23 protein-coding genes are annotated in these 22,393 nt (G+C 53.2%); 17 read left to right on the top strand and 6 right to left on the bottom strand.

Annotated elements, in window-relative coordinates:
* The first annotated feature begins 53 nt into the window (after positions 1–53).
* From AC0YNV_RS19345 to AC0YNV_RS19380, 8 genes are all read left to right on the top strand, one after another.
* Positions 54–521, top strand: coding sequence for a hypothetical protein (locus AC0YNV_RS19345; RefSeq protein ID WP_475769488.1), 468 nt, complete (start codon positions 54–56; stop codon positions 519–521).
* Complete coding sequence (locus AC0YNV_RS19350) at positions 518–1,513, top strand: CehA/McbA family metallohydrolase (RefSeq protein ID WP_475769489.1); 996 nt, start codon at positions 518–520, stop codon at positions 1,511–1,513. The genes AC0YNV_RS19345 and AC0YNV_RS19350 overlap by 4 nt, the downstream gene beginning before the upstream one ends.
* 11 nt (positions 1,514–1,524) lie before the next feature.
* A complete protein-coding gene (locus tag AC0YNV_RS19355) occupies positions 1,525–2,271 on the top strand; it encodes a glycerophosphodiester phosphodiesterase (protein WP_475769490.1) in 747 nt (248 codons plus the stop codon).
* Complete coding sequence (locus AC0YNV_RS19360; protein WP_475769491.1) at positions 2,261–3,265, top strand: LacI family DNA-binding transcriptional regulator; 1,005 nt, start codon at positions 2,261–2,263, stop codon at positions 3,263–3,265. The genes AC0YNV_RS19355 and AC0YNV_RS19360 overlap by 11 nt, the downstream gene beginning before the upstream one ends.
* A gap of 149 nt (positions 3,266–3,414) precedes the next feature.
* Positions 3,415–4,239 (top strand): ABC transporter permease, encoded by an 825-nt coding sequence (locus AC0YNV_RS19365; protein ID WP_210039170.1) that lies wholly within the window; start codon positions 3,415–3,417, stop codon positions 4,237–4,239.
* Between the two features lie 45 nt (positions 4,240–4,284).
* On the top strand, positions 4,285–5,325 hold the full coding sequence (locus AC0YNV_RS19370; protein ID WP_475769492.1) for an ABC transporter ATP-binding protein: 1,041 nt from the start codon (positions 4,285–4,287) through the stop codon (positions 5,323–5,325).
* Between the two features lie 24 nt (positions 5,326–5,349).
* A complete protein-coding gene (locus tag AC0YNV_RS19375; RefSeq protein ID WP_475769493.1) occupies positions 5,350–6,543 on the top strand; it encodes an extracellular solute-binding protein in 1,194 nt (397 codons plus the stop codon).
* Positions 6,540–7,379: an ABC transporter permease gene (locus AC0YNV_RS19380; protein ID WP_475769494.1), complete on the top strand. Its 840-nt coding sequence runs from the start codon at positions 6,540–6,542 to the stop codon at positions 7,377–7,379. Before AC0YNV_RS19375 ends, AC0YNV_RS19380 begins: the two co-directional genes overlap by 4 nt.
* A gap of 188 nt (positions 7,380–7,567) precedes the next feature.
* Here the strand turns inward: AC0YNV_RS19380 and AC0YNV_RS19385 are convergent, their stop codons facing one another.
* From AC0YNV_RS19385 to AC0YNV_RS19395, 3 genes are all read right to left on the bottom strand, one after another.
* A complete protein-coding gene (locus AC0YNV_RS19385) occupies positions 7,568–8,692 on the bottom strand; it encodes a stalk domain-containing protein (RefSeq protein WP_475769495.1) in 1,125 nt (374 codons plus the stop codon).
* Positions 8,693–8,796: 104 nt separating this feature from the next.
* Positions 8,797–9,366, bottom strand: coding sequence for a beta-class carbonic anhydrase (locus tag AC0YNV_RS19390; RefSeq protein WP_475769496.1), 570 nt, complete (start codon positions 9,364–9,366; stop codon positions 8,797–8,799).
* Positions 9,367–9,717: 351 nt separating this feature from the next.
* Complete coding sequence (locus tag AC0YNV_RS19395) at positions 9,718–9,936, bottom strand: DUF1540 domain-containing protein (RefSeq protein WP_475769497.1); 219 nt, start codon at positions 9,934–9,936, stop codon at positions 9,718–9,720.
* A gap of 131 nt (positions 9,937–10,067) precedes the next feature.
* Here AC0YNV_RS19395 and AC0YNV_RS19400 point away from each other — a divergent pair, with 131 nt between their 5' ends.
* From AC0YNV_RS19400 to AC0YNV_RS19420, 5 genes are all read left to right on the top strand, one after another.
* The gene (locus tag AC0YNV_RS19400; protein ID WP_475769498.1) at positions 10,068–10,475 is read left to right on the top strand and encodes a VOC family protein; all 408 of its coding nucleotides are present in this window, start codon (positions 10,068–10,070) and stop codon (positions 10,473–10,475) included.
* A gap of 378 nt (positions 10,476–10,853) precedes the next feature.
* Positions 10,854–11,852, top strand: a complete 999-nt coding sequence (locus tag AC0YNV_RS19405; protein WP_475769499.1) for a LacI family DNA-binding transcriptional regulator — start codon at positions 10,854–10,856, stop codon at positions 11,850–11,852.
* A 385-nt stretch (positions 11,853–12,237) separates the two neighbouring features.
* Positions 12,238–12,492 (top strand): GlsB/YeaQ/YmgE family stress response membrane protein, encoded by a 255-nt coding sequence (locus tag AC0YNV_RS19410; RefSeq protein WP_210039161.1) that lies wholly within the window; start codon positions 12,238–12,240, stop codon positions 12,490–12,492.
* Between the two features lie 217 nt (positions 12,493–12,709).
* Positions 12,710–13,408 carry a pirin family protein gene (locus AC0YNV_RS19415; protein WP_475769500.1) on the top strand — a complete coding sequence of 233 codons (699 nt, stop codon included), beginning with the start codon at positions 12,710–12,712 and terminating at the stop codon, positions 13,406–13,408.
* Between the two features lie 15 nt (positions 13,409–13,423).
* Positions 13,424–13,753, top strand: coding sequence for a hypothetical protein (locus AC0YNV_RS19420; protein ID WP_475769501.1), 330 nt, complete (start codon positions 13,424–13,426; stop codon positions 13,751–13,753).
* A 263-nt stretch (positions 13,754–14,016) separates the two neighbouring features.
* Here the strand turns inward: AC0YNV_RS19420 and AC0YNV_RS19425 are convergent, their stop codons facing one another.
* The 3 genes from AC0YNV_RS19425 to AC0YNV_RS19435 all read right to left on the bottom strand — a co-directional run bounded on the left by AC0YNV_RS19425 (position 14,017) and on the right by AC0YNV_RS19435 (position 16,269).
* Positions 14,017–15,006 (bottom strand): Gfo/Idh/MocA family protein, encoded by a 990-nt coding sequence (locus tag AC0YNV_RS19425; protein ID WP_475769502.1) that lies wholly within the window; start codon positions 15,004–15,006, stop codon positions 14,017–14,019.
* 185 nt (positions 15,007–15,191) lie between these two features.
* Entirely contained in the window at positions 15,192–15,701 is a 510-nt protein-coding gene (locus tag AC0YNV_RS19430) for a cupin domain-containing protein (RefSeq protein WP_475769503.1), read from the bottom strand.
* 55 nt (positions 15,702–15,756) lie between these two features.
* Entirely contained in the window at positions 15,757–16,269 is a 513-nt protein-coding gene (locus tag AC0YNV_RS19435; RefSeq protein WP_475769504.1) for an acyl-CoA thioesterase, read from the bottom strand.
* A gap of 427 nt (positions 16,270–16,696) precedes the next feature.
* Between AC0YNV_RS19435 and fdhA the strand changes: the two genes are divergently transcribed.
* The 4 genes from fdhA (at position 16,697) to fdhD (ending at position 22,261) form a co-directional block, all read left to right on the top strand.
* Positions 16,697–17,914 (top strand): formaldehyde dehydrogenase, glutathione-independent, encoded by a 1,218-nt coding sequence (gene fdhA / locus AC0YNV_RS19440; RefSeq protein WP_475769505.1) that lies wholly within the window; start codon positions 16,697–16,699, stop codon positions 17,912–17,914.
* A gap of 163 nt (positions 17,915–18,077) precedes the next feature.
* Positions 18,078–18,440: a Na-translocating system protein MpsC family protein gene (locus AC0YNV_RS19445; protein WP_210039154.1), complete on the top strand. Its 363-nt coding sequence runs from the start codon at positions 18,078–18,080 to the stop codon at positions 18,438–18,440.
* A gap of 503 nt (positions 18,441–18,943) precedes the next feature.
* Positions 18,944–21,298, top strand: coding sequence for an FdhF/YdeP family oxidoreductase (locus tag AC0YNV_RS19450; protein ID WP_475769506.1), 2,355 nt, complete (start codon positions 18,944–18,946; stop codon positions 21,296–21,298).
* Between the two features lie 174 nt (positions 21,299–21,472).
* Complete coding sequence (gene fdhD / locus AC0YNV_RS19455; protein ID WP_475769507.1) at positions 21,473–22,261, top strand: formate dehydrogenase accessory sulfurtransferase FdhD; 789 nt, start codon at positions 21,473–21,475, stop codon at positions 22,259–22,261.
* Positions 22,262–22,393: the final 132 nt, after the last annotated feature.

The following is a 22,393-nucleotide window of genomic DNA, read 5'->3' on the forward strand; positions in this document are numbered from 1 at the left end:
AATTATAGCCATGGGACCGTTCCCACAATAATGACATCAGGGGGAATACTCTCATGCTGATTGATATACAAACGACTGTTAAACCGGGAGACTCCCGGACACATATCCGTTATCCGTTTACACTGGACCAGCCTGCTGATGCTCTGCGGATTCGTTTTGAATATTCGCCCAAGCTGCTGGAGGACGATAGCAAGGCGCGCAGATTGCTGGAACAAAGCATGGAGCTGTATGTCCTGCCGGAGCAAAGAGAACTGGCTATAGCCGGGATCGAACGCTACTTGCCGCTGAGCAATCTCATCACCTTATCGGTGGACGATCAGGACGGCTATCGCGGAGCTTGCCACCGGCACGATCCGAAGCAGCAATTCCTGCTTTCGCATAGCGAGGCTTCCCCAGGACTTGCGAAGGGAAGAATTGGAGCGGGGGAATGGACAATAACGCTAAGCTTCCATTCCATCGTTACGGAGGAGTGCACCTATCATTTGGAAGCATGGATTCCGGAGGAGGAAGAGAAGTCATGAAATGGTTAGCCTGCGAGCTTCATACCCACACCCTTCACAGCGACGGAAAGCAGACGCTGCATGAACTGGCAGCCGGAGCGGCCAAGCTCGGCTTCGATGGCCTTGCGCTCACCGATCATAATACGATGTCCGGTCTGGCGGACAAGGAAGCGGTGGAACAGGCCACGGGACTGGTCATTCTTCCGGGCATGGAATGGACGACATTCTATGGGCATATGGTCACCGTCGGGCTGTCGGCATTCGCGGACTGGCGCGAGGCGACCCGGGGCAATATCCACAGCGGCGTATCCGCCGTTCATCACCACGGGGGAGCTGCGGGGCTTGCTCATCCGTACCGGATAGGAAGTCCGGCTTGTACAGGCTGCTACTGGGAATACGAGGTGGATGATTGGAACAGCTTCGATTATATCGAGGTGTGGTCGGGAACCTTCGCTCCGATCAAGACGGATAATTCACGCGCATTCTCGCTGTGGACGGATAAGCTGAACGAGGGCTATCGTCTGGCGGCAACCTCGGGACGCGATTGGCACGAACAATCAGAGACGGATGAGCCGGTCTCCGTCACGTATTTGGGACTGGAAGACGAAGCGGGACAGGTAAGCGAAGAAGCGGTGAAGGCGCTCCGTCAGGGACGGGTATCGGTCACGATCGGCCCTCTCGTTACATTGGAGCTGGGGGCGGCCGGGGGCGGACCGGCTTACAGGCTTGGGAGCATCGTACCGGCTGATGAGGCCAGTAATTCGGCGCGCATCACGATAGATTTCGCTGTCCGCAGCGGATTGTGGGACCTGCCAAATCCGGATTACCGCATCCTCCTGACGAGCAATAACGGAGTCTTGGAGGAGCGTCCGCTTGAAGCATCCGATGGAACGCAGGATCTGCATTTCGCCGTGCCGCGGGAAGGGCTGCTGTGGATCCGGGCCGAATTGCGGGGAATCGTCCGGGGCGTCAGGACGATGGTTGCTTTTACGAACGCTATTTACTTTGAATAGGAGCTGGTGAGATGATCGAATTTCCGCTTGTGACGGCCCATACCGGATGTATGGGAATGCCGGACAACTCTGCTGCATCCGCCCGTGAAGGACTTTCGCTGGGGGCCGATATTATCGAGGATGACATCCGGGTCACTCGCGACGGAATTCCCGTACTGAGCCACGATGACCGGGTAGGGTTGGCCGATGGGCGGGAGGGAAGCGTGTCGGGTCTGGCGCTTCAGGAATTGAATGAAGGATTGGCGGCGCCGATTGTTCTTCTGGAGACGGTGTTGAAGCTGCTGGATAACTATCCGGGCGCGCGAATGAATCTCGACCTCAAGACGGATGACAGCATCGGGCCGGTTGCCGCTCTGGTCCGGAAGCTGGGTATCGTCGACCGGGTGTTTCTGACCGGCTGCGAATATGACAGAGCCCTGCAGGCAAACAGCCATGATAACGGAATCGCGAAGCTGTTGAACGTAGATATCAACAGCTTCAGGAACAACGAATTTATGGACGCGGTCGGGCAGGCTTGCCGGGAAGCGGCAGACTCCGGCTGCTTCGGCCTCAATGTACCCTATCAGATTGTTCGTCCTGAACTCATGGACTTTGCTGCCGATAAAGGGCTGTCCGTCTATATCTGGACGGTCAGCGAAGCGCAGGAAATGAGAAAGTACGCCGCGATGGGCGTAGGTTCCATAACAACCAGAGACGTAGCGGCATTGCTGCTTGTCAAACAACAATGGCGAAAAGAGAGTGCGGCGGATGAGCTATAACATCAAAGAAATCGCTTCGATGGCCGGCGTGTCCAAATCGACCGCATCGAGAGTCATCTCAGGCAAAGGCTATGCCAGTCAGGAAGTGCGGGACCGCGTCCTCGGGGTTGTGGAGCAGCTGCAATACAAGCCGAACGCGGTGGCAAGAGCGATGGTCGCCAAACGGACGAACAACATCGGAGTGATCGTCTTCCGCGAGAAACAGCCGATCGTCTCCCATCCGCTGTATGGCAAGCTGATCGATTCCATCCTGATGGCTGCCGAACGGCGGGGCTACTCGGTATTTCTCAAGACCGATCAGGAGATGTCGGTGCGTTCGACCGATTATATGCTGGAGCAGCGCGTCGACGGTCTCATTCTGATCAGCAGACTGCAGAAGAACGTCATCGACCACGTCAAAAAATTCAATGTGCCCTATCTGATGGTGAACGGCTCGACCGACGATCCAGACGTGATTCATCTCGTCAGCAATGACGAGGTGGGCGGAGGACGGGCGGCAGCCTACCTGCATGGGCTCGGACACCGGAAGTTTTTCGTCATCGCCGGTCCGCAGGAGCATCGAAGCCATAATTTGCGGCTAAAGGGCTTTCGGCTGGGTCTGGAGCAGCTGGGCGTCGACGAATCGGATGTGTCCGTCATCCCTTCTATGGAATCGGACTTTGCGCATGGCTGCCGTCTCCTGAACGAGCATTGGGAAACATTCAATCGCGGCGGATATACTGTCCTCTTCACCACGAACGATATGCTGGCGCTTGGCGCCATGAAGGTTCTGCTGGAAAAATCCGTCCAGATCCCCAGCCAGGTGGCGGTTATGGGCTTTGACGATATTGATTTTGCAGCCGCATATACGCCATCGCTCACAACGGTAAAGGTGGACACGGACCAGATGGGTCATGACGCCGTCGATCTGCTTGATCGACTGATTCACCAGGATCAGGACCTGTCCAAGCTGTACGAATACGCAAGTGAAATCATGCTTCGCCAATCGACCTAAGCCTCGGTAAAAATCTGGCTGCGCATGCGGAATCGTCTTCAGCCCTCTATCTGTTAAATTCGGGGTACAAAGGCGAACGCTTTACGCTTCTACAGACTATTTCCGCCTGCTCCGCCAGTTAATCACCGATCTTTGAAGGAGGGAATTACTTGGGATGGTATTTTAAAGCCGTCGGTAAACGAAGGATCATTGAGTTTATTCTCCTGACGGTGTTCGCCGTGTTTTTCGCCGGTCCGCTTCTGAATTTGGTCGTACTGGCTTTCAGCGATCAGTGGAACTACCCCAATATGCTGCCGCAGCAGTGGTCTTTCCGATGGTGGGACTTCGTGCTGAAGCAGGATGATATTGCCCAATCGATCGGGCTGTCTTTTATGATCGCGGCAATAGTGACGGCGCTGTCCATTGTTCTGTGCGTTCCCGCAGCTTATGCGTTCGCCCGCATCCGCTTTCCGTTTAAAAGAGTGTTTCTATTCTCGTTCCTGCTGACGCACGCGTTTCCGAAGATGGGGCTTTATGTGTCGATAGCAGTGCTCTTCTATAAGGTGGGGCTGATGAACACGCTGCTGGGAGTCGTACTCATTCATATGATCAATGTGCTGATGTTCATGACCTGGATTCCGACGGCCGCCTTCCGCAATGTGCAGGCTCCGCAGGAGGAATCCGCCCGGGATGTCGGAGCAACTCCATTCCGTGTATTCCGGAGTATTACGCTGCCGATGGCCATGCCCGGCATTATCGTGGCGTCGGTGTTTACCTTTTTGAATTCGCTTGATGAAGCACAGGGCACGTTCCTCGTCGGGATTCCCGATTACAAGACGATGCCGGTTATCATGTATTCGATTATTTCGGACTTTCCGAGCAGCGCCGGCGCAGTATTCTCGATAATTTTGACGGCGCCGACCATTATTCTGCTGCTGGCTGCACAGCGTCTTGTGAGCGCGGACGTGCTCGCCAGCGGATTTCAAGTGAAATAACGGATTTGGGCAGCATCCGGTTTCGTTAGAGGAGGATTGGAATAGATGAGCATTCAATTAGCCGTCCGCGGCATGACCAAACGGTACAAAACGGGCGAGGGCGTCTCCGGCATCAACCTTGAAGTGAACAAAGGCGAGCTGGTGACGCTGCTCGGACCATCCGGCTGCGGAAAAACAACCGTGCTCCGCAGTATCGGAGGCTTTCTCGAGCCCGATTCGGGAGATATCCTGATCGAAGGCCAAAGCGTGATCAAGCTGCCGCCAGAGAAACGCCCGACTTCGATGGTGTTCCAAAGCTACAATCTATGGCCGCATATGTCCGTATTCGACAATCTGGCCTTCGGCCTGAAGATTCGCCGTATGCCAAAAGCGGATATCAAGAGCGCAGTCGCGGATGCGCTTCGGCTTGTACGTCTGCCCGGGGCGGAGAAGAAATATCCGGGCCAGCTGTCGGGAGGCCAGCAGCAGCGGGTAGCTTTGGCGCGGTCGCTGCTGCTCAAGCCGGCTGTGCTGCTGCTGGACGAGCCCTTCTCCGCACTCGATGCGAAGCTGAGGCATGAGATGCGGGAAGAGCTGAGGGAGATTCAGACGCAGACCGGCCTTACGATGGTGTTCGTCACCCATGATCAGGAAGAGGCATTGTCCTTGTCGGACCGGATCGTTGTCATGAATCATGGCCATATTGAACAAATTGCGCAGCCGCAGCACATTTACAACGAGCCGGAGACGTTATACGTCGCCGAGTTTATTGGCAAAATGAATTTCCTGGAGGGGGTGGTGGACGAAGAACGGATTCGGGTAGGGCCGCTTGCATGGCCGAACACGAAACGTCTTTCGGGACAAGTCAAGGTGGCCGTGAGGCCGGAGGACGTCAGTCTGGGCAAGGAACCTTTTCAAGGGCAGGGTCTGACCGGGACAATAAAGCAAATTATGATTCTCGGGCATTATGCCGAAGTATCGGTCGAATTGGACAAGCACGGAGTAATTCGGAGTTTTCAATCCAAGGAAGCTGTCCAGCTGCTTAAGGCGGGACAGAAGGTTCATGTTGGCTTTGCTGCTATGATCGCTTATCCAAATAACCTATAAGCAAACTTTAGGAGGATGATTGGGATGATACGCTTGAAAAAGACATTGACGACATTGTGCGCATTGACGTTGACCGTAATGGTAATGGCCGGCTGCGGCAGCAAGGATAACTCAAATGCAGAGGGGACTCCCGCTGCGGCCAACAACACAACATCCAACGCCGCTTCGCCTGCTGAGAACGCAGAACCGGTGGAATTCCAGTTTTATTTTACGGGCTCCCAGAACGTGAAGGATCTGTGGGATACGCTGATCCCGATGTTCGAGAAGCAGAACGATAAAGTCAAAGTAAAAGAGGTCTATATTCCTTCCGGAACGGGCTCCGAATCGACCTATGACCGGATTTTGGCTGCCAAGCAGGCAGGCAAGGGCTCCGGCGATATCGATCTCTACGAGGATGGCATCAACGTAGTTACCCAGGGCGGCAAAGACGATGTCTGGTCCGCGCTTGACACTGCCGGCATTCCTAATCTCGCCAATATCGATGCAGAGACGATGAGCGACGTTTCCAATCTGGCTGTTCCGTACCGTTCTTCCGCTGTCCTGCTTGCTTATGACAGCTCGAAGGTAACCAACCCCCCATCCACCCTGGATGAATTACTGGAGTGGATCAAACAAAATCCGGAGAAATTCGCCTATAACGATCCGTCCACCGGCGGTGCCGGAAGCTCTTTTGTCACCACAGTGCTTTACAAAGATCTGCCAGAGGAAGAAATTCATAACAGCGATCCTGCCATTATGGCGAAGTGGGACAGCGGCTTCAATACGTTGAAGGAGCTTGGCAAATATGTTTACGGCAAAGGGATTTATCCGAAGAAGAATCAGGGTACGCTTGATCTGCTGACCAGCGGCGAAGTGGAAATGATTCCGGCCTGGTCGGATATGGTGCTCCAGCAGCTGAATGAGAAGCTGCTTCCGGACACGGTGAAAATGCAGCAAATTACGCCGGGCTTCAACGGCGGACCGACTTATCTGATGGTGAACAAGCTTTCCGAGAAGAAAGACGCCGTCAACCAGTTTCTGAATTTCGTTCTGTCTCCGGAAGCGCAAGCGGTTATCGTGGACAAAATGAACGGTTTCCCGGGCATTCAGCTCACGCAAATGTCGCAGGAGATGCAGGATAAATTCAAAGGCGTTTCCGAAGGATTCCGCACATTCAATATCGGGGACCTCGGCACCGAAATCAACAAACGCTGGCAGAGCGACGTAGCTGCGCAATGAGGAAGGAAGTCAAGCAAGCGATAGCGGGGCTGATTATGGTCAGCCCTTCTTTTCTTCTTCTGCTGATCATTGTCGTCATTCCGATCGTACAGTCTCTCATCTCCAGTCTGGGCAACGATTCGGGCGGTTACGATCTGAGCCGCTACCAGTTCCTGTTCACGGATAAAGGGATGCGCTCGAACATCATTTTCACGATTAAGGTTACTCTCCTGTCTTGTGCATTGGTGCTGCTGGTCAGCTACTCGATGGCGCTTTATATGCGGTTCAGTTCGGGAAAGCTGGTCGATTGGATCCGCAAAACGTATATGATACCCTTGTTCATTCCGGGTGTAATCGCCACATACGGGCTGATGAATCTTCTGGGCAATCACGGCTGGCTGGCCCGGCTCCTGATGCCGCTCGGGATTGTCCTGCCGCGAATTATTTTCGATGAGAAGGGCATCATTATAGCGAACTTATGGTTTAATATTCCGTTCGCAACGATGCTGCTGAGCTCTGCGTTGGCAGGTATTCCGGCTTCCATCATCGAGAGCGCGCGCGACATGGGAGCAGGCAAGCTGCGGATTTTTCTGCGCTTCATCTTTCCCTTGTCCTACAAGACTTTTCTTGTTGCGCTGACTTTTGTGTTCATGGGCGTTATCGGGTCCTTTACCGCGCCGTTTCTATTGGGCGCCAACTCGCCTCAAATGCTCGGCGTGTCCATGCAGCAGGTATTCGGCGTGTTCCAGGAACGCGAGCAGGCCGCTGCGATGGCATTCTTCACCTTCCTGCTGTGCTCGGTGCTGGGATTCTTCTACATTCGTTCGATGGCAAAAGAAGAGGCAGCCAATGGTTGACGGCTGCCAAACAAGTAGAAACGGCTGCTGCCGTCCTGTTGCGGCGCCGTTAGTTTCTTCCCTTCGACCTTATAGAAATGTACAGGCGTGAAACTTATACATTCTATAAGATCGATAAAGGACGGTCTCCAGGCTCGATTTGACCCTGAAGACCGTCCTTTTGCTGCTCGGGTATGGCGCTGAATAGGCTAAGCTCCTCCAAGCGTGTAGGTATACTCCGGCTTGGAAGAGTCATCGGCATTGTTCACGAAATATAGCGTGCCGCCTTCACGCTTCACGTACTTCAGCTGATCGCCGTAATAAGGAACATCGTTATTCTCCGCATAATCCTGCTCCTCAGCCGTCAGCAGCTTCTTGTAGAGGAGAGTGCTCGTTCCTGTCGTACGGTCAATGAGCGTGAGCAGCCCTTTCTGGTTGGGGCGGATCAGCAGGAAATCCTTGTCGAAGGCTTCGATGAAATAGCTGTCGTCCTCACCGCCCAGCTTCACCAGGTCAATCGTCTGTGTAACGGCTCCCGTTCCATCTTGAATGAGGCGGAGCGTCCTGCCGTCGGTAAGCAGCAGTTGATCCCCGTATTGCGTGACATTCTGTTCCCAGCGCATCCAGTACTTGACGTCCGACTGCCGGATGAGGCTCCCGTTCTTGAGCACCAATGTAAGCGTCTGATGATTGATATGCGGTTCACCATAATTGTTATTGACGGTCAGGACGAGCAGCCCGCCCTTCGTCTTGGCAAACTGCATACTGAGAAGATCGGCATAGGGACCAAGGGAAGCAAGTCTGCGCGGTTCTCCTGTGCCTTTTGTGACAAAAAGCTCGCCGTTTTCTACGTTGACCGAGTAAGTGGACCCTTCGAAGGTCTGGGAGTATTGTTTAAAGAAATGCAGTCCATTAGCCATGAACAGGTTGTTCTTGGCATCCCAGCTAACCGTTCCGCCTTCCAGAGCATGGACAAGAAACCGTGCTGGAACATACACATGTTCTCCCTGCTTAATGACGACGGCTCCAAGATCGGTCAGCTTGCTGTCAAGCATGCCGGTCCTTGAGCCAATGCGAATGGCAAAATGCTTGTCCCAGCCGTCGAATTGAATCCGGCTTCCCGAAGCGTCCGCTTGAACCGTAAGCCCTGCCGAGCCGCCGATTCCCATGGCATCAAGATAGGTTACACCGTTCTTGATCATGGCAGATCCGCCCGATTCTACGCCTCCGCCGGACCAGCCCAGTCTGTAATTGGCCGGAGCGCCGGCATGAACAGCCGCAGGTAAAAGCAGCATGGACGATAAGGCAAGCGCAAGCCATCCCTTTTTTTTCATGAGGCTATCCCTCCTGGAATGAATTTGTCAGTATTACCCACTCCTAAGACGGGAAGGCCGGATCAAATGTTGCCAATGGCTATATAATTCATCCGGTCACAGGATCAGGGCGATTCCCTGTAATCCTCCATTAAGACCTCCAGCGCGCCGGTCTCGGGATGGATCAGTAGACCGTGAACAAGCACGGACTGGGGCACCAGCGGATGATTCCGGATGAGCGAAACGCTGTGTTTCACACCCTCCTCGGGGCTTGAGAAGCCCTTCAGGAACCGGTCCATCCTGATCCCTGCGTTCTCCAGGGTCGAGATAGCCAGGTCAGGAATTCCCTGCTGCCGAAATTTCTCGACCATTGCAGCGGAATCCAGATTGGTCATCCCGCAGCCGTGATGCCCGATGACCAGCACCTCGCGCGCATCCATCTCATAGATCGCGACCAGAATACTGCGCATGGCGCTGCCGAAAGGCTGCGTGAGGATAGCGCCGGCATTTTTAATGATTTTGGCGTCGCCGTTCCGCAGGTTGAGCGCTCTTGGCAGCAGCTCGCTCAAGCGGGTATCCATGCAGGAGAGGATAGCTATTTTTTTCTCGGGGAACCTGTCGGTCAAATAGGCTTCATACTGCTTCTGTTCCACGAATTGTTTGTTGAATTCCATAAGTGTGGGTAATAATGACATTGAGATTCCTCCCCCTTCCTGTTATTAATTATTCTCCCAAAAAGCAGCCGAGTCAAATATGAAGAGTTTGTTAATAATGGATAAATGCGAGCATCAATCTCCACAAAAAAGGCGGCAGGGTTCAAACTTATCAAAATGGCGCGGGGCAGCGCCAGAAGAACCGGCTGTCGCCGTCCTCGGGCTGCTTAGCCCAGTTTCTTTCCTCAGAAATAGAAGCAGCATATAGCCAATTTTTATCCTGCTTATCGTGTAAATAAAAAAGCAAACTCACCGCTTACATGAGTTTGCTTAGCCTGGCATATATCCGATTGTGGTAACCGGCGCACTGTAAGCCACCCGCTTGAATGCCGTTTAATGAGTACGCTCCTGAAAAGTGTGGCAGCAGGTATCGGTTACGCCACCAGCAGAATCCTGATGCTTTGTGTCGTATTTCTCGCTTCCTGAGCCTTGCGGAAGCGGGCTGTCTGCATGCGCATTGATCTCGATCATAATCGTCTCCGCCACACAGTTGTTGCCGGATTCCCAATGCTGACAATTTGCAACACTGCATTTCACCATAGGATGTTCCATTGCAGGTTCACCTCTCCTTAAGTGTCGTGTATGTGTACATACCACGGATATGGACAGATTAAACACGGAGCGTATATGATTCATTATATTAGCACTCGCAGAAATACAAATAAACGAAGGGAGCAAATATCATGTCCAATTCGTATAAACCGCGTAATTACAGCACAGTAACGTCTTATTTCATTGCAAAGGATGCCGCTGGCCTGATGGACTTTCTTAAGCAGGTTTTTCATGCGGAGGAGCTCAGCCGCAATTCGGATAACGAAGGTAGAATTACACATGCCGAGGTTCGCATTGGCGATTCAATTATTGAGCTGTCGGAGGCCAATGATCAATTTCCTGCAAGAACCAATACGCTTCATATTTTTGTCGCTGATACAGATGAATGCTACACACGCGCTTTGGCAGCGGGTGCAGCCTCACTCTATGCGCCGGCAAACATGCCGTACGGAGAACGAAGCGGAGGAATCGAGGATCCCTTCGGCAACCACTGGTACCTCGCTACGTTTACGGGCGGGGAAGGGAATGGGTACGATTGAGCGTATAAACATAGAGTTGTTCTTCACCATGATTGAAACCAGATCTGCAGAAGAAGCAAGAAAAGTGGCTATCCATCAGTGCAGCCTCTTTTCTTGCTTCTCTTTTTGTATATAGATTTCAATGTGCGGACGCATGCCCTTCAACAGCTTATTTGGCTTTTTCGCAGCTCTTTCCTCTTTTTTTCGCAGCTCTACTCGCTTCATCAGCTGCATTCATAATCGGCAATAGCGGTCCTGTCAAGCATAAATGTAACTCTTACATTTTAAATTTCATCAATTATTCTTCTCTTCCTCATATATTGGGTGTATGGATTGCATAGGTTGTAAGTCTTACATATATAGTGTTATAATGAAAGAAAAATGATCAGGGAGAATGAAATGAACATCTACGATATCGCCAAACAAGCAGGGGTTTCCATTGCAACCGTCTCCAGAGTCATGAATAATCCGGCAGCCGTGAGCGTCAAAACGCGCGAGAAGGTGCTGGAGATCATACACAGCGCGAATTTCATGCCCAAACTGGGTGCGAATTTGAATAAATCCAAAGATCTGGCCTTCTTCACGACGGCGCAATCCCTGCAGCTGGAGAACAGCATGTTGGCTGGGATCAGCGAGGCGGCTTTTGCCGAGAAGCTGAGCATCAAGCTGTGCCCGGTGGACGAGCTGCCCAAGAAGCGCAATGATTTGGCCGGCTACTTTGCCGAGAAAGGAATTGGCGGGGCAATCTTTACGTCGATTCCGTATAACGAGGAGCATTACAACGATATTGCCAGAGCGATCCCGAGTGTTCTGCTGTTCAATCAGCTCAAGGATTACAAGGTCCACTATATCCGTGCCGATCATCGCAAAGGAGGATTTATTGCGGTGCAGCATCTCGCCCATATGAATCATAAGCATATTGCCGTTGTGGACGAAATCCATTCGGCGGATCATCACGAGAGGCTGGCCGGAGTCAGAGAAGCCACGGAGACTCTTGGTCTCCAGGATTTTACGGAAAATCATTTGATCAATGTGTCCAACCTCGACGAGATGGACATATGCGCCCAAATCGACCATTATCTGCTGTGGTATCCCCAAACGACGGCCCTTTATGTGACCAACGATCAGTTCATTCCGGCTTTATACCGCCATTTCCGTTCGAAGGGCATCCGTATTCCGGAGGATATCTCCGTCGTAGGGGCGAATGACGTCCCGGGAAGCTCTGATCTGTATCCGCCACTGACGACTGTGAGGCAGCCGGTCAAGCAGATGGGCATGAAAGCTGCCCAGACGCTGATAGATATCATCCACGGCCTTAATGCCCCGGAGGAAGCGCTGCAGGAGGTTTTTGATGTCCAATTGGTAGTCAGAGCTTCCACGAGCAGAGTTCCAGAATAATAATGCAGCATTATAGTCAGTGACGCACAGAGCCGGCCCTGGAATCAAGAATCTTACTTTAAGTGCCTGAAAACACTTACCGTAAGGTTTTTTTCATTTTCTGTTCTTGTTACATTATAAGAGCATTTTCGTCATAAATTGCGCTTATTCGTGAAAGAAATTGTTGATTCATTCTTTTTCGCAATGTAAGCCATATTATGTATGGCATTTCGTGTTGGGACTTTCTGCATAACAGACGGACAATAGGCATGTTTCATACCTTAAGCTTATAGAATAGGGAAAGGCTCGGTTGAACAGCATGGTTGATCCATTGCCTCACAGGGTATTAACCTTATACTCAGTTGTGAATACTGATAATTGATGAACACAAAAGGGGGATATGCACATGCATTTGTTATGGACATTGATTATTGGCGGCATTATCGGTTGGCTAGGGGGATTGATTGCTGGCAGGGACGTACCGGGCGGCATTATCGGGAATATAGTAGCCGGCTTCGTCGGCGCTTGGCTGGGTACGCTTATATTGGGTGACTGGGGTCCGAATATAGCGGATTTCGCTCTTATTCCTGCCATTATCGGCGCCATCATCGTCGTTCTGATTCTGAGCGCCATCATGCGCGGCGGCAGCAGAAGAACATAGTACGGGAAGCGCGGAATACAACAGTTTTCTTGGAATAGTGAACAGTAATAAAGCCGTCGGCAGGGCCGTTGGAATTTCCAACTCCCGCTGACGGCTTTTTATTGAGCTAAGAAGGGAAGGAGTTTCCGGAGGAAACGGAGAAATGGATGAATTACATAGGGCGAATAACTATAATTTGGTTGGAATCTATCAAAAATATAGATAGGAGGAGACCGGTATGATCCAGGTGTTTCCCGCAGACGAAAGATATTCGATCGATAATGGATGGCTGCGCGGACGTCCCAGCTTTTCCTTCGGTGAATATGCTGATCCGGCCAATACGGGCTTTGGTGTGATGCGCGTGTGCAATGACGATTTTATCGATCCGGGGAAGGGCTTTGGCGCTCATCCGCACAGCGATATGGAAATTGTCAGTATTGTGCTGAAGGGCCAAATTCGTCATGAAGACAGTTTGGGCAACGTGGAGACGGCATCGGCCGGCGAGCTTCAGCGCATGTCCGCTGACACCGGAATTGTGCATGCCGAATATAATCCCTCGGAGACGGAAGAGCTGAACCTGCTGCAGCTGTGGTTCATGCCCAGAGAGCGGGGGCTCGCTCCCTCTTACGAAACTGGCCGATACGATGCGGAGCAGCTGATCAATACGCTGGTTCCGGTTGTGACGCCGGATGGGGCAGGACAGACTGCGAGCATTCAGCAGGATATGACGATTTATCTGGGCAGGCCGGAGGCCGGCAGGGAGCTGATCTTCAAGCAGGAAGAGGGCAGGCGGATGTTCCTTTTTAACATCGAAGGCTCTTTGTCTGTGAACGGAACGCCAATGGCTGCAAGAGATACAGCGCGGATTGAATCCGTATCCCGGTTGACATTATCGGCTGATGAGGCTTCATTCGTCATGCTGATCGATCTGCCATAAGGAGGGCATTAGTCCATGAAGGAAACCTTTATCGTCAAGCATGCGGTCGGAGGACCGATCTTTATTGACACGAAGAAAGAAGCTGTTCCTTATACGGTGGAGCCCTTTGGCGAGGGATGGAAATTCACGGTATCGGTGCCTTTGAACGAGAAAATCCGTGAGCTGCTGCAGTTCAGCCATGAGCTTAACATGTTTCTCTTTCGCGAATTCGAGGATGCGCCAACAGTCAAGACCTGGTACTACATCAAGGAGGGTCCGGTCGAATACGACGCGGCTTCGGAGCAGCTGACTATCGTGGCGGATTCGCGAATCGAATATGTGCCGGATACCTTCATGAAGCAATAGAGCTGTTGCGGAAGTTTAATGGAGAACAAACCTTATCTCCGAACCGGAAAGTGCAGATTGTTGTCCTGATGTGTGAAATTCATCCCAAGGCGCATGATGTGGTGAGCTTCATACATACGCAGCGGCCCACGCCATTAACAGCACTGCAAAACAACCCCCCAATACCACTGCTTGCAGCGGAACCGGAGGGTTGTTCTTGGTTATGGAAGAAAGCAGTCGCAACTTCCTGTTAGAACGGAAATTTAGTCCGGGCGGTTACGAGATTATTCACCCGCATAGGTCAGGTTCCACTGGGCTCTGACAGCATCCATTGTTTCCATCAGCTGAACCGTCTCGGACACCGGCATGATGGAGCTCTCCGTGCGTCCTTCACGCACGCATTCCATGGCTTCCAGCGCCTGGAACATATGCCCGGTAATTGTTCGGTCGTCGGTTACGGTTTCTTCTTCTTGGCCATTTACATATAATGTAGCCTTTCTGGCAGACAGAAACTCGGGAATATGGATTTTTCCTTTCGTCCCGTAGATCCATGCATCGTTATTCATCCATAAGCGGATCGCTCCATGCAGTGAAGCCGTAGCGGCGCCATTGTAATCGAAAATCAATGAATACTGCTCGTCCACGCCCGTTTCTCCGATGAAGGCGGAGCTCAGAATTTTCGTAGGCTGCGAGCCGAATACCATCGAAGCAAAGGAAATCGGATAAATACCGGCATCCAGCAGGGTGCCACCGCCCTTATTCTTATTCAGCAGCCGGCCTTCGGGATTCCAGCCGGCGTCAAAGCCGAATTCAGCCTTGAGCAGCTTGACCTCGCCGATTGCGCCGCTCGCCAGCCATTCTCTGACTTTCTTGATGACTGGAAGATAACGTGTCCACATTGCCTCCATGACGAATACGCCCTGTTCCTTGGCATAATCGGCGATCTCCCTGGCCTCGGCTGCGTTCATCGTGAAAGGCTTCTCACAGAGAACAGGTTTGCCTGCCCTCAGACAGGTCATCACATTCTCCTTATGAATCGTATGGAGCGTACCGACGTAGATAATATCCACTGCGGGATCGTTTGCCAGCTCCTCAAAGCTTGAATAAACCTGCGGGATGCCGAATTTAGCTGCAAAAGCTTCCGTTTTCTCGAGGGTGCGGCCGGCTACGGCTGCGATCTTGGCATCCGGGGCATGAGCAACCTCGGAAGCGAAAGTGCCTGAGATACCGCCTGGGCCCATAATGCCCCATTGGATGACGCGTTTATCAGTCATATACAGTCTCCTTTAGTTGGTTGATTGAATAAACAAACTTATAACCCTTATGTTATCACTTCAGCGGTCACGATTAAACTTTTTTTGAAATATAGGAAAAGTATGAAATTCCATTATACTTTGCTTATATTTCCGAGGGAAAAAACGCGGCTTATCCGCCAGAGGACGGCGTTAGCCGTTTCCTCCTAGAACAAACCCTTCCAAAGCCTGAGCAGCGGGCCCGACACGCCGAATACAGGATCGCAATCCGGCAGGGGAACCCGCTCAATTTCCTGCAGAACCTGCGGCCGTTCCCCTTCTTTTCCTGTACGAAGATTATAGTCCATCCCGTCCGGGTAAGCGCCTACGACCTGAAAGTCAGCGGATGCCGACAGCCGCTTATGCCCGGTTCCCGCCGGCAGCACGACAACATCGCCGGCGCTCAGCTCCACATGTTCCCCTTGCTCTCCGCCAAGCTGCAGCGCTATCGATCCGCGAATGACGCCAAGCACTTCATGGGCGTTGCTGTGATAATGGTGGTAAGGAAATACGCCATTGGTCCAACTGTTCAGCCAATGATGGCGGTTGAACAGGTTCTCCGTTTGCGCCGCTTGATCCTTCAGAGCGCCAGGATAGAGAACAACAGGCAGAACCCGGTTGTTCGGTATCGTCCCGTCGTCTTGAAACAGATAAGTCCTGATCTCAGGCAGTTTCATCTTCCAACCTTCTTTCCTCTTTGATCCGGCAGCTATCTTGCTGCTTAAGCCGGTATTATTCCCAAGGAAATCTCATTTGCAGGAAGTCTGCGAATTTCTTGCTCTCTTCTCTTCGGTAACGCCGCATTTCGGCGCGCTGTGTGGCCGTTTCGTGCAGCCGCTTCTCCTCCGCCGTCTCCGGTACGATATCCGGAACCATCACCGGTTTGCGGTTCTCGTCCAGGGCCACGAAGGTAAGGAACGAAGTTGCCGCAATCGCCCGGATCCCCGTCCGCAAATCCTCCGTGATCACCTTAACGAACACTTCCATCGAGCTTCTGCCCGTCCATGTCACGATCGATTCCAGGCAGACGGAATCCGTCGGACGTATGGGCAGCAGGAAATCCACGGAATCCGTGGAGGCCGTGACGACGGATTTGCGGCAGTGCTTCGATGCCGTGATGGAAGCAATATCATCGATATAGGCCATCAGCTTGCCCCCGAACAGCGTATTGTGGTTATTCACATCGGTCGGGAAAATCCTGGCGGTTTTGTAGCAGCGGGATTCCTTGACGAAGCGTTGTTCCATAAGCTTGGATGCCCTCCATCGTTTTTCTTCCAAGTTTACCTTATTTGCCGCAGGCTGCAAACTTGGAATTGCCCATACACCCGAATTGTACAGATTGCGCAGTCAACTGGGATCAGCAAACGCAGAGCGCAGCAGGACTGGGTCATATGGCTCGTACTGCATGCTGTCGAATGTCTATTCCGACGGTCAACCGTCTTTTCATCCTGCAGCATGCACGTGAGCAGGAGGACAGCCTCAGCCGCCCAGTAATCCCTGGAACCCGCTGGCAGACTATCCCGAGTTCTCTTCCTGCCGGTGTGGTGAAATGAGAGGCAATATGGTATACTTTTACACAGATTGCTAGTGATAGCGCTTACAATAATAGGGCTATTTTAATTTCGAATGAACCTGTTAATTCAAACCTATCATCACAAAGGGAGTGACGTGAATGGCTGGAAATCGTGCGGTGGCTTATGTGAAACCTATGGAAGTTGAGGTGCAGGACATTTCCTTTCCGGATTTGATTCTTCGCGACGGACCGGGAGTGAACCCGCTTAATGTGGGACGCAAATGTGAGCATGGCGTTATTTTGAAGGTCGTGACCACCAACATTTGCGGCAGCGACCAGCATATGGTCAGAGGACGCACAACGGCTCCCAGCGGCTTGGTGCTGGGCCATGAAATAACGGGAGAGGTCATCGAAGTCGGCCGGGATGTGGAATTTATCCGGAAAGGGGACCTGGTCTCCGTTCCGTTTAATATCGCTTGCGGAAGATGCCGCAGCTGCAAGGAGCGCAACACGCATGTATGTCTCAACGTGAATCCGGATCGTCCCGGCTCAGCCTATGGTTATGTCGATATGGGCGGCTGGGTAGGCGGACAATCGGAATACGTCATGGTCCCTTACGCCGATTTTCAGCTTCTGAAATTCCCGGACAAGGACCAGGCCATGGAGAAAATTATGGATCTGACGATGCTCTCGGATATTTTCCCGACGGGTTACCATGGGGCTGTCAGCGCAGGCGTCAAGCCCGGCTCGACGGTTTATGTGGCCGGAGCGGGTCCGGTCGGTCTGGCAGCCGCGCATTCGGCCCAGCTGCTAGGAGCGGCGGTCGTTATCGTGGGCGACCTGAACAGCGAGCGATTGGCGCAGGCCAGAAGCTTCGGCTGCGAGACCGTCAATCTGCGGGAGCATGCGAACTTGTCCGAGCAAATCGAGCAGATTCTGGGCGTGCCCGAAGTGGACTGCGCGGTTGACTGCGTAGGCTTCGAAGCGCACGGTCATGGCCATTCCCACGGCGAAGCGCCGGCGACGGTGCTCAACTCTATTATGGAAGTAACGAGAGCCGGCGGACGCCTCGGTATTCCGGGCCTATATGTAACGGGTGATCCGGGCGCGATTGATGCGGATGCCAAGCATGGCACGCTCAAAATCCGCTTCGGCTTGGGATGGGCGAAATCCCATACCTTCGTAACCGGACAAACTCCGGTTATGCAGTACCATCGGGATCTGATGATGTCTATCCTAAGCGGCAGAGCCCAAATCGCCAAAGCGGTCAACGCAACGAAAATTTCGCTGGATCAGGCTCCTGCGGCTTACGCCGAGTTTGACAAAGGCGCTTCCAAGAAATTTGTTATCGATCCGCATGGACTGGTTAAAGCCTGAACGTTTGGGCAGGAGCTTGCAGCCCGGCTGTAAATTCTTATAGCCGGATATGGGTTGCGGCTTTGTCATAAATGCGATAAGTTGGTCATATAATGAGAAATTAAGGCCGTTCGATAAGGAGCAGCGAACCTGCCGCCTGTCCACCGGCATGCGAGGATCAACCATGAATCGTTATGAAGCGGAGTTCAGCAATTTGGTCAAGGCTTACCGGAAGCGGCATATGGGCAAAGGGCCAAGCCGGATCACAACGACCTTCTGCAAGCAGTGGGCGATTTGCGAGATGGAAGGCAATCTGTCGCCGGTGGAGAAGTTTATGGCCGCAGCAGAGGAAGGAAAGCATATTCTGCGCGAAGCCCGCACGCAGTGGGTGAAGGATATGTACCGCAAAGAGCCTCCCGTCGAGATGGAAGAGCTGCTGGGGGCGAAGCTGATGGATTTATTCGTTGATATTGATATTGATAAGGATTTCGGGATGTCCATCTTCGTATTCGATCAGGACATTCAGCAGAAGTTCGGTTCCCTATAATGGAGAGGATTGGCGCTTGGCAGCGTTCCTGCCCAGGACCAGCCGCATGATGATGATTTCGTGATGAAATCATTTTCCTGCGGCTTTTTATTTTTAAACGATAGAAAGTTACATGTTCTTCGAGGCTCTATGACTCGTGTTCAGAAGGAAGAAATCTCGGCCGGCTTTGAGGTTGTTTCGCGAGGAATCAAGGCGCAGCTGCAGTAAGGTTTTCCCGTGCTGGAACATCCAGACAGAGATGGAGGCATGCTCTAAGCGGGATAAACCTGCTTAGAGGGCGTTTTGGGCAGTCGCAAGGAGCAGCGGCGCAGCAACAGTAAGGTTTTACCGTGAGCATCCGAACAGAGGTGGAGGCATGCTCTAAGCAGGATCAAACCTGTTTAGAGGGTGTTTCGGGCAGCGGGGTTTCGTGGATCCAATTATCTGAGGGGGGCCAACTTCGCCACCGAAGATGGCGAATGCTGGTTTTGTATTATTTCATGAAGCAAGAGGAGATGAATCATATGGGAAAGACGCTGCATTCGGGCCGCATCAAGCTGCCGAGCAAGCCGGACCCGAAGCTGTGGGTGGGCAAGGCGCCGTTCGGCCTGGGCAAATTGAAGCCGCATCACATTCGGGATACGGTGAAGGTGGTATGGGACAATCGGGATAATCTTCCGTATGCCTACCGCATCTTGACGCAGGGTGTGTGCGACGGCTGCGCGCTTGGTGTATCCGGTCTTTACGACCAGACGCTGACCGGCCCGCATCTGTGTACGACGCGGCTGAATGTGCTGCGCCTGAACACGATGCCGGCGATCAGGCCGGAGCTGCTTCATGCGGACATCGATGAGCTGCGGAAGCTGGACAGCACCGCGCTGCGCAAGCTGGGAAGGCTGCCGTATCCGCTTCTAAGGCGCAAAGGGGAGCGCTCGTTCCGCCGCATCTCCTGGGATGAAGCGCTGGAGCGGATCGCCGCCAAAATCCGCAGCATAGATCCCAAGCAGCTCGCTTTCTATCTGACTGCGCGGGGCATTACGAATGAAGTGTATTATGCCGCCGCCAAGGCGGCTCGTTTCATCGGTACGAATAATATCGACAACGCTTCGCGCATCTGCCATTCGCCATCCAAGACGGCACTGAAACGCTCCGTGGGCATCGGAGCATCCAGCTGCAATTACAAGGATTGGATCGGGACGGATGTGCTGATCTTCTGGGGCAGCGTGGCGGCGAATAACCAGCCGGTCTCGACCAAATATATGTATGCGGCCAAGCGGCGCGGGACCAAAATCATCGTGATCAACCCTTACCGGGAGCCTGCGATGGAGGGCTATTGGATTCCCTCTATTGCCGAATCGGCGTTGTTTGGAACGAAGCTCGCGGATGATTTTTATCAGGTCAATATCGGCGGAGACATTGCTTTCATGCACGGCGTGATGAAGCATTGGTTTGAAATGGAGGAAGAGCAGCCGGGCTCGGCAATCGACCATGATTTTGTACGGGAGCATGCGAACGGATTTCAGGAGCTGCGGACCCATGTGATGGGCCAGCAATGGGGGCTGCTGGAGAAGTCGTCGGGACTAACCAAGGAGCGGATGCGCGAATTTGCGCAGCTGCTGGCGGGGGCGAAGTCCGGGGTATTCGTATGGAGCATGGGGCTGACCCAGCACCGTTTTGGCACGGACAACATCTCGCAGGTAGCCAATCTGGCTCTCCTGCGCGGTTTTCTTGGGCGTGAGCATTGCGGCCTGATGCCCATCCGCGGACACAGCGGCGTGCAGGGCTCCGGCGAGATGGGAGCCGATCCCTTCAGTCTGCCGGGCGGTGAATTCAAGGGGGACGATATCGGACGGATCGAGCAGGTGTGGGGCTTCGAGCTTCCCCGCTGGCAGGGGGATATCGTGGGGGTATCGCTGGAGAATACCCAGCTTCCTGACGATCATGAACGCAGGCTGAAGGTGTTCTATACGTCCGGAGGCAATTTTCTCGAGACCATGCCCGATCCGGAGTTTGTGCGAGAATGTCTGGAGGCTGTGGACCTTCGCGTCCATCAGGACATCGTCCTGAACACATCGACGCTTGCGGACGCGCAGGAGGAAGTGATTGTGCTGCCGGCGATGACCCGGTACGAGCAGCCGGGAGGAGGGACCTCCACATCGACGGAGCGGATGGTTTATTTCTCGCCGGAGATTGCCGGCCCAAGGGTGGAGGAGGCGCGCGCGGAGTGGCAGATCTATGCGGAGCTTGCGGCCAAAGTGAAGCCCGGACAGCAGAATCGGGCGGCATTTGCGAGCGCGGCTGTCATTCGCGAGGAGATTGCCAAGGCGGCCCCCGCGTATAACGGCATCCAGAAGCTGCAGGGGAAGGGCGATGTTTTTCAATACGGGGGTGCATGGCTGTGTGAGGATGGCCTCTGCCCAACGTCAGACGGCAAGGGCAATCTCATTGCGATCGAGCTGCCGGAGCTGCGTAAGCCCGAGGGGAATTTCTATGCGACCACACGCCGCGGCAAGCAGTTCAATTCCATGGTGTACAGCGATACCGATGCTTTCAACGGGGCGGACCGGTATGATGTCCTGATGAATGCCGGCGACTGCGCGGCGCTTGGGATCGTCGAAGGCAGCGCTGTCGTGATCTATAACCGCAGCGGATTGATGCATGCCCGGGCGAAGAAAGCGGACATCGCCCCGGGCAATATTGAACTGTTCTGGCCGGAGGGAAATGTGCTGTTCCACAAGGGCGTCTATGAGCCGAAAGCGGGTATTCCCGAATATAATACCTCGGTTGTCATCGAGAAGGCCGAGACCTTCCATGCGCTGAAGGATACCAAATATGTCGAGAAGCGGATTGATGAGCTGGAGATGGATATACCGTCTTGATCGTACAGCTGGCATTTTGCCAGGAAACCGGCAGGTAAACAAGGCTTGATATGAGCTGTTCCCGAACGTCCGGCCGGCCCAATAGACTGGCTGTGCATGTGAATATGTCTTCCACTTGTTCCGGCAGTGAATCATCGGCCTTATAAAGGCGTTGGCAGAAAGGAGGTGCAGCGCGTGGATAACAAGGTAACTACCGGATGGCGCGTCATCCGGTTCAACGGCGGTCAGCATGAGGAGCAGGATGACGAAATCGCGACGGAGATGCCGCTGACTGTCCGTCTGGATGGCGAGGAATTTGCCACAATCGTATGCACGCCAAGCGATTTGCAGGATATGATTGTCGGGTTTCTCGCCTCCGAAGGCGTAATCCGGACATTCGATGAATTGAAATCCTTAACGCTGGACGAGGATCGGGGTTATGCTTATGCCGAGCTTCATATCAAGCAATCGACGGGCAAGGAGTTCCATTCCAAACGGTTTATCGGGTCATGCTGCGGCAAGAGCAGGCAGTTTTATTTTCACAATGACGCAAGGACGGCGAAAACGATTATGAGCCGTCATCCAATTGCGGCGGAGCAGTGTCTGGAGCTGATGCGGCTGCTGCAGGAGAGCTCGACGGATTTTCATCAAACCGGGGGCGTCCATAATGCGGCGCTCTGCACGTCGGATGGGATTATCGCTGTACGAACCGATATCGGACGTCATAATGCACTGGACAAAATATATGGCCACAGCCTGCAGAACCACATACCGGCAGGGGACAAAATCATTGCTTTCAGCGGGCGCCTATCCTCCGAGGTTGTGCTGAAGGTGGCGAAGATCGGCTGCGGCATTCTTTTGTCCAAGTCCGCTCCCACCGATCTGGCCCTGAAGCTTGCCGAGGATCTCGGCATCACCTGTGCGGGGTTCATACGCCGCGGCAGCATGAATGTTTATACGCATCCTGAGCGGATACGCTCTTAGCAGCCCCGGCGATCCGGTTGTTCAAAGCAACCCCTACCCTCGAATATTCAGCACTGCCGAGACATGGCTTCATGTTCCCCGATTTCCCGGATTAAGGATTGGCAAATTCAAATTTGGCCGTCCGCGTGGTAG

This window comes from Paenibacillus sp. JT31N11 (genome assembly GCF_056269285.1).